The 7,905-nt window shown below is 54.0% G+C and carries 9 protein-coding genes; 3 read left to right on the top strand and 6 right to left on the bottom strand.

Annotation, left to right across the window (positions count from 1 at the left end; translation table 11 throughout):
* Window positions 1-101 precede the first annotated feature (101 nt).
* Window positions 102-2,693 (bottom strand): transglycosylase SLT domain-containing protein, encoded by a 2,592-nt coding sequence (locus JW953_16985; protein ID MBN1994396.1) that lies wholly within the window; start codon window positions 2,691-2,693, stop codon window positions 102-104.
* Between the two features lie 119 nt (window positions 2,694-2,812).
* Here JW953_16985 and JW953_16990 point away from each other — a divergent pair, with 119 nt between their 5' ends.
* Both JW953_16990 and JW953_16995 read left to right on the top strand, forming a co-directional pair.
* On the top strand, window positions 2,813-3,235 hold the full coding sequence (locus JW953_16990) for an acyl-CoA thioesterase (GenBank protein ID MBN1994397.1): 423 nt from the start codon (window positions 2,813-2,815) through the stop codon (window positions 3,233-3,235).
* Between the two features lie 123 nt (window positions 3,236-3,358).
* Entirely contained in the window at window positions 3,359-4,081 is a 723-nt protein-coding gene (locus JW953_16995) for an HAD family hydrolase (protein ID MBN1994398.1), read from the top strand.
* Window positions 4,082-4,091: 10 nt separating this feature from the next.
* Here the strand turns inward: JW953_16995 and JW953_17000 are convergent, their stop codons facing one another.
* The 5 genes from JW953_17000 to JW953_17020 form a co-directional block, all read right to left on the bottom strand.
* Window positions 4,092-4,946, bottom strand: a complete 855-nt coding sequence (locus tag JW953_17000) for a prolyl oligopeptidase family serine peptidase (protein MBN1994399.1) — start codon at window positions 4,944-4,946, stop codon at window positions 4,092-4,094.
* A 111-nt stretch (window positions 4,947-5,057) separates the two neighbouring features.
* The gene (locus tag JW953_17005; protein ID MBN1994400.1) at window positions 5,058-5,357 is read right to left on the bottom strand and encodes a type II toxin-antitoxin system PemK/MazF family toxin; all 300 of its coding nucleotides are present in this window, start codon (window positions 5,355-5,357) and stop codon (window positions 5,058-5,060) included.
* Window positions 5,350-5,589: a hypothetical protein gene (locus JW953_17010; GenBank protein MBN1994401.1), complete on the bottom strand. Its 240-nt coding sequence runs from the start codon at window positions 5,587-5,589 to the stop codon at window positions 5,350-5,352. Before JW953_17010 ends, JW953_17005 begins: the two co-directional genes overlap by 8 nt.
* A gap of 103 nt (window positions 5,590-5,692) precedes the next feature.
* Window positions 5,693-6,145 (bottom strand): RpiB/LacA/LacB family sugar-phosphate isomerase, encoded by a 453-nt coding sequence (locus JW953_17015; GenBank protein MBN1994402.1) that lies wholly within the window; start codon window positions 6,143-6,145, stop codon window positions 5,693-5,695.
* A gap of 3 nt (window positions 6,146-6,148) precedes the next feature.
* The gene (locus tag JW953_17020) at window positions 6,149-7,468 is read right to left on the bottom strand and encodes a tetratricopeptide repeat protein (GenBank protein MBN1994403.1); all 1,320 of its coding nucleotides are present in this window, start codon (window positions 7,466-7,468) and stop codon (window positions 6,149-6,151) included.
* Window positions 7,469-7,612: 144 nt separating this feature from the next.
* Here JW953_17020 and JW953_17025 point away from each other — a divergent pair.
* Window positions 7,613-7,905 (top strand): DeoR/GlpR transcriptional regulator (locus JW953_17025; protein MBN1994404.1); only part of this gene is annotated, 293 nt, incomplete at its 3' end.

Consider the following 7,905-nt stretch of genomic DNA (forward strand, 5'->3'; position numbering starts at 1 on the left):
ACTCAAAACACGTGGCTGAACGGTCAAGAGGCACAGCTTATGACTAAGTCATTATACCATAACTAAAAGGGATGCGACAATAAGATAACGGGACTATTGGGCTATTGCGAAATATTAGAGGGCATGCCGTACAGCCGGCGATAGGCCGAAAGGTTAACGTATACCCTTCTGATGTAAAGCCGAGATTCCCAAAAAGGGATAGATTCCACAAAAATATCCAGATCGTCGGAGGTTTTGACCCATTCCAAAACGTAGCCCGGCCCGGCATTGTAGGCGGCCAGGGCCGCGAAGTGATTGTTATCAAACATACCCATCTGCTGGTTGAGATACCAGGCCCCAAATTGAATACTTTTGTAAGGCAGCCATAGTTGATCCGGGTTAAAATCGGCAAAATCGCCACGTTCAGAAATATAATCGCCGGTGGTGGGCATGACCTGCATCAAACCGCGCGCGCCGGCCGGGGAGTGGGCGGATTGCTCAAAAAGGCTTTCCTGCCGGATCAGGGCCAGGAGAAGGGTGGGGTCAAGGTCAAATTTTTCCGCTTCGGCTTGAATAATATCGGCAAAAAAGACAGGGTAAAGCAAACGCTGGATAAAAATGGGCGCTTCTTCGGGGGCGCGGGCCGGGGAGAGAAAAATCAAACGAGCGGCGGTGACAATGCTCAAGCGACCTAACCCTTTATCTCTAAAATAGACCGAGAGTTGATACATGGCCAGGGGATCGGCCCACCAATTATCTTTGACCGTTTCAAATTCGGCCAGGGCTTCCTGGCGCAAACCAAGGTCTAACAGGGCATGGCCGCGTTGGAAAGCGGGGTCGCCCTGAATCTGCGCGCTGACGGCAGAAGGATGTTCCGTATCGGCCAGGTTCAGCCACTCCCGCAGCCAGGTTTCGGCCTCGGCCTGTTCGGCGGCCAATTCTGCCGGGCCGGGCCGGACCAGTGACGTGACCCTGCCTCCCGCCGGGGCGGCGCCGTTCAAAAGATCGCGGGCGCGTAAGCCATAATAGTCCAGCGACCAACCTGCCAGAGCAGATAATACTTTTTGGGCCTCATCATCCTGCCCCAATATCAGCAACGCCTTGGCCTGCCAGTAACGGGCAAAACTGGCCAACTCGCTCTCGGGATAGGCGCCGGCCAGGGTAAACCAATCGGCTATGGCGGCCTGATAATCCGCCAACTTAAAAGCGGCCTGCCCGGCCCAATAGAGGGCGTCGTCGGCGTAATCGCTGTCAGGATAGGCTTGAGCCAGCTCACGCAGATTGGCGCGAGCTTCAGCCAACAGGTCTCCATCCAATTCCAGGCGAGCGGCCCGCCAGAGCGCCTCGGCGGCCAGGGGATGCCGGGGATTTTCGGCCGCAAAATTGCGGAGCGTGCTTTTGGCCTGGTCAATGTTGTCCTGGTCAATGAGCGTTTGGCCTATTTCCAGATGCGCCTGACCCCAGTTGGGGCTGGTGGGATGATCGTCAATCAACTTTTGAAAGAATTGCCGGGCGCTGTAGTAACTCCCCAATTTTTGCCAGGAAAGGGCCGTCAGCCAAACCGCTTCAGCCGCGCGGGGCGGCGGCGTTGGCTCAACCGGCGCCATTGAGGGGGAGGTGCGGGTCAGGGCCTCTGTCGTGGTCAGGCCGGTGGTGGGGGTGATGGCGTTTTGTTGCTCCTCTGCTTTCTCCCCGGCCAGATAACGTTCAAAGGCGGCAATGGCTGCTTGATACGCCCCGGCGTGATAATCAACCAGGCCCCGCTGAAATTCGTCAACCGGCGCCCCGGCATTGACCAGTTCCACCAGGGCCAGGTAACTATCGTAAGCTTCCGGGTAGAGGTTGACGGCTTCCAGGTAAACCGCCTGGGCCGCCTCGGTATTGCCGGCAGCCAGGTACGCCTCACCCAGCAGCCGCAAAATTTTAGCCCGATAAGTTTTGATTTGGGATACGGCCAGAATCTCTTGGTATTGGGCAATGGCTGCCGCCGGATCGTGGCGCAGCAGTTCGGCCTGGGCCATACCCTCGCGCAAATGCACCTGGAAGCCGAGGTCGTCGGTGGCCTTGAGCCCGGCCTGATAGGCATTGATGGCCCCGGCGTATTCTTTAGCTTGCCGGGCCATATCGCCAATCCGTTCGTAAATGTAAACGTTGATGGGGTCGGCGGGGATGATGACGCCCAAATAAGCGACCACTGCTTCTTTGGCCTGGCCGGCCTGTTCGTAAGCCAGCCCCAGATTGAATTGGGCGGCGCGGGTCAATTCGTCGCTGGGATATTCTTGCACAAACATTTTGAGGGTGGCGATAGCGGCGGAAGTATCGCCCAGGTTCAATTCGCTCCGCCCGCGCCAGTGAAGGGCCAGGCGTTTTTCGTCAGGGTCCGCGCCGGGGTCGGCCAGCAGAGCGGCAAATTCTTGGCGGGCGGTTTCGTAATCGCCGTTAGTGTAGGCTCGCTGGGCCAGGGCCAGGCGGTCGCTGGGAATGGGCGTAGGGGTGAGGGTGGGGGTAGGGGTGGGCGTAGGGGTGAGGGTGGGGGTCAACGTGGGCGTAGGGGTGGGAGTGGGGGTCTGGGTGGGCGTGGCGGTGGGGGTAAAGGTGGGCGTAGCAGTGGGTTGGATAATCGCCAACAACGGATTTTGTTTGGCGTCCAGTTCACAGCCTGATAGGACGGCGAGGGCTAACAAAAGCGTGAGCAAAATTCCGTAACGTAACATAGGCAAATATTATGCCACGCGCCACGATAAGAGCAAATACATTATTCAATGTTTTTAGTTTGACTGTTCTGGTGGCTGTGCTAAACTGCCTTTATTATCTTTTTTTGCCGGAGAGCAGCATGGAGGGATTTCGTCACATTTTGCCCATTGAGGTTCGGTTCAGGGACCTGGATGCGTTTGGGCACGTCAACAACGTGGTTATTCTAACTTACGTGGAAACGGGTCGGCTGCGTTATCTGCTTGATTTGGGTTTGCGCCAGCCTGGAGGCGGCTGGAATGACATTGCCTTTATTTTGGCACACCTGGACTGCGATTTTAGAAAGCCTGTTTTTTACGGGCAGCGGGTTGAGGTCGGGTCGCGGGTGATGGAAATAAAAAACTCCAGCTTACTGATGGAACATCGGGTAGAAGCAGACGGCCAGTTAGTGGCCGAGGGCTATGGCGTGCTGGTTCATTACAACTACGCCGCGGGGCAAAGCATGCCCATTTCGGCGGAGATGCGGGCCAGGGTTGAGGCGTTTGAACATAAAAACGGGGCTTAAATAAATTTCTTATTGACGATGCCGGGGCTTGTAGGAAATTGGGGAAAATTGTGGGTTTTTGGTGAGTTTCTCCCGGTTTTCTTGCAGATGCATTGACAGGCTATTAAGGCCGGGGAGGTTATTTTGGACAACTCTGCGCCAGCGGATTTTTCTCACATTACCACCGTTATTTTTGATCTGGATGGGACCCTGCTCCGGCACACCTGGCATATCAATAAGCTCACCGAGACGCTTTTTGAACGATTTGCCAATGACTTGTGCCCGCTCAACTACGCTCAATTCATTGAGTGTTATTGGTCCAAAACCGGAGATATGTGGTATATGATGGTGGATGGCGTGATTGATGGGGATGTCGCCGCTAAATACGGTTACGTTAACGCCTTGCGCGCCCTGGGCAAAGATGCCGTCCTGGCCGAGGCAATGGTGGCTTATTGGCAAGAATTGGTGTTAAATGAAATTGAGCCTTTTGAGGATGCGTTTATTGTGTTGGATGCCTTACGCCCCAAATATACCACCGGCATTTTGACCAACGGTTTTACCACCTTGCAGCGAGCCAAAATAGAAAGGCATCATTGGGCCGCGCACGTTAACTTCACCCTGATTTCCGAGGAACTGGGTTATCATAAGCCGGACCGGCGAGTCTTTTTGGAAACCTTGAAAATAGCCGGCAACCCTTTGCCTCACCAAACCCTCTACGTGGGCGACAACCCGGTTAACGACATTGAGGGAGCGCAGAACGCGGGTTTGAGGCCGATCCTGATGAATCCTGATAATGACCTGCTCCCCCCGCCTGGCGTGATCAAAATTCGGCGATTGGGCGAGTTGTTGGTATTGTTGCTGGATTAGCCGCCAAACCTTACCGCAGCGCCTGGTCAAAAAAAGCAACCACCCGCCGCTCGAATTCCTGCGGGGCTACCTCCAGATAGTTGCCGTGTCCGGCCCCCGTAACCACCCAAAGTTCGGCGTTATCGCCGGCAGCCAGTTTTTGTTGGCGACCTCCCGGCAGGCTGACTTCCCGGCTGCCGTAGATGAGAAAAATAGGACGCGGCGCAATCTCTCCGATAACGTTTATGGGACTGAGTTGCTCAAGGTGATTGCCGGTGACCAGCCGGTACGTCAACTGGCTGGACCAACGATAAAGGCGGTCAAAATAACCCGCCAGGCCGGCCCTGCGGCTTGAGCCTAACGCATTCTCCGTAAAGTCGCCATATCCCCCCTCGGCGACCACAGCCCGTAAAGCGGGCAGGCGCGCCGCCGCCATAACGGCCGTGGCTCCGGCTGAAGAGAAACCGTGGATGCCAATCCGGTGAGGATCAACCTCCGGCCGCGTTTGGAGATAAGCCAGGGCGTCGGCCACTTCGTTTACTTCCTGGTAACCCAGGCTCAACGGCCCCATCCCGGCGCAGCGACGAGACTCAAACATAAATACACTGTAACCGTTCCGCCGCAGCACAATGGCTTCCCCTAAACGGGCGCTACGACCGTTGGCTCCGGCAGGAGGAATGATAATGGCGGCGCGATTGTTACCGGGGATAAAGAAGCCGCGAAATGCGCCGCCTGCCCGCGCTGCCAGGGTGACATCTTCCCATTCGTAGCCATAGTCGGTGGGGGTGGCGGCGGTTTCAAAACATGGGGCATAGACCAGGGCCAGGCTAGTTAAAAAGCCGAGCAAAAGGGGCAGGCTTAACAGGGCAACACTGAGGGCAAACACAAAAAAACCGGCTAAGCGTAGCCAATAGCGTCGGTTTATAAGCTTCCTTCTCATCGTTTGAATTGTCTACCTGAGGTCAAATAATTTGCGGAGACGATGATTGACCTGCGTTTACATATCTGGGGGTAATTGTCCCAACTCGCGTCGAAGGAGGGTTGTTGTGACTGTCATCAAACGATGTAATTGTAGGGTAGAAGAAACACGCAATCCTGTTGAAGCAAAACCAATATCGTCAGAACTGATAATGAAATCTGTCGCTAATGGTTTGGCGGCTACCTGACTGGTGATGAAAGCAAGAATCACGTGATGATATGGCCCAATTGGATCAGTCAGACAAACTGCGGGTCGAACTTTGCTGCTAGAAAGATCATCAAATGGAAAGGAAACGAGGGCGACTTTATACTTAGTCATGAAAAGATTTTCCATCATTTAAGGAGTAGAGATCCTCTTCCGGGTCATTCAGGAAATCGAAAGCCGGGTTGCGAGCGGCCGCTTGCAACCATTCAGTTTCATCCACTTCATCACCATTAATGGGATACAAGACAATCACCCGCACGCGCATGGGACCAAGAGTAGGGAGCAATCCATCCAATTGAAGCTGGTGATGTTCGTCCACTGTTCCGGTCATTTCTATGGCCGTCATCTTCGTTTCCATTTGTTCATTACCTCGTTTGATCAAATAAAAGCATATAGCTAGTATACCTTTACCGTTTCAGCACCTGCAAGGACTTTTTTAGATAATATTTTCATTGGGCTTGACCCGAATGTCGCGCCTCTATCTCTTTAAGGTGAGCAATCGTCTCCTGCTCCTCTTCCTTCACCGCTTCCGCAAACCAGGCCTCCAAAATTTCTTTGGCCACTTCCGGCGAAGTCGCCCGCAGACTCAGCACGAGGACATTAGCGTCATTCCACCAACGCGCGCCTCTGGCGGTTTGGGCATCGCCGCACAGGGCGGCCCGGATGCCGGGCACTTTGTTGGCCGCTATCGAGGCGCCGGTGCCGGTGTAACAAAAAAGCACGCCCTCGTCGGCGGCGCCGGTGGCTACGGTATCGGCCAGCTTTTCCGAGGCCAGCGTCCACGGTAAGGCTTCATCGGCCAAAATGCCCAACAAGATAACCTCGTGACCGCGTTCTTTGAGCTGGGCCACCACAAAATCGGTCAGGTATGTTTTTTCATCGCTGGCGACGGCAATTTTCATGGTTCACCTCATACTTATCCACTGGCACGCCCGCTGCGGCAGCGATTCAACAGCGCCGGCGTTCTCTTGATCAAGATTCATAATAAGCTGCCAATAGGGCCGGCACTCCTTAATGCTAGGGGTTTGGGTATGGGTCATACAACTATAGCAAACCAGTGAAGACGGCAAGAACTCACTGACCGTCACCTCCTCCATCTTCGCCACTTCCCATTTCTCCGCAGCTTCAAACGTTCTTTTGGCCTCTACCCGGATATACTTTGTTTTTTCGTCGTCCGGCATTTTATAAATTATGGAGTCGCCCCAAAATTCAAATACCAGCACTGCTTTTCCTATTTCCAGGTCCGTTGCGGCCCCGGTGTTGTCTTCAAGCGGCGGGCGAATTTCAACATACCCTTTAAAGCGCCGGGCCTCGGTATTGGTCCAATACTCCAGCAACCCCAACGCTTTTTCAGACGCTTCGGCATTGGCGCTGTAGGCTATTTCTCTTTGCAGTTGCTCGCTTTTTTTCTGCTGCACCTGAAACGCCATATTTCTAACGTCGTCCATGCGCACCTGTTTCATGCGCACCAGGGTCAGCGCATCCTCGTGCAAATAATCCGGCTCAAAATAACTGGCCCCAAAAAGCCAAACACTGACCCCGGCAATAACCAGGCAGGGGATCATCACTATCGCCAAAATGCCCCACACCAGGCACGATGTTGTTTTTGACCGCCCGCCCGAGGTTAGCCTTTTTAATTTTTGCGACGCCCGCCGGCTGTCCGGCTTATAGCGCAGCCACTCCTTGAATATCTGGCCCCGGGCTTCAGGCGTTGGCGCAATATCTACCAATTTTTCCCATGCATCCTCATTAATTGGGTTGACGGCCAGGGCCTGTTGTAACAACTGGCGGGCCTGCTCTGCCTCACCCTGTTTTAACAAAATATTGGCCCGCTTCAACAATTCCGCCGACGTAGCGCCGGAGGCTCCCGGAGCGGAAGGTTGCGCCAAATTAACGTTTGCCCCTGCCGGTGGGGGTTGAGCGGGTGAGGATAAGGGTTTTATCCGTTTGCGTCTGGGTTCCGGGAAAGCATCTGCCTGAGGCCGTTTGGCCGGTTGCTGTTGTAGAATGGCCATGCCGCGTTGGGCCATTTCATTGTCAGGATTTATTTTTAAAACCTGTTCCAGGCAGTGGCGGCGTTGTTCATCATTATCAAGCGCCTGAGCCAGCCACAGCCAGGCAGCTTCATTGGTGGGTTCAGCTTTGAGAAACCGGGCTAGAATCTGTTTGCCGCCGGCTTTATCGCCTGATTTGATGGCTTTAATAGCCTCCTGAAGGGTTGACATTTTTCTGACCTCATCCAAAATTTACCCCCACTATGGGTTCATTATAACACAAACCACCAAATTTCTCATCCGGGTGAGAGTCAATTTTCTTATCCTCATATTTGACATCGTTTTCATTTTGTAATAAAATGAAAGTAACTGAAAATGAAAATAATCAAACAACAAACAATAACCACCACCAAAGAGTTGTTCCTGGAAGAACGTCGCCAAAAAATTCTGCAATTGATTGAGCAAGAGGGGCGCGTGTCGGTTGTCGGCCTCAGCCAACAGTTGGACGTGTCGGAAGTGACCATCCGCACCGATTTGCAAGCCCTGGCCGACCACCACTTGATCATTCGCACCCACGGCGGAGCGATTTTGGCCGACCGGGGCAAATACGACCTGGCCCTGACCCGCCGCCAGCAGCAGCAAATCCAGGAAAAAAACCGCATCGGCCA

Source organism: Anaerolineae bacterium (genome assembly GCA_016931895.1).
Taxonomy (GTDB): domain Bacteria; phylum Chloroflexota; class Anaerolineae; order 4572-78; family J111; genus JAFGNV01.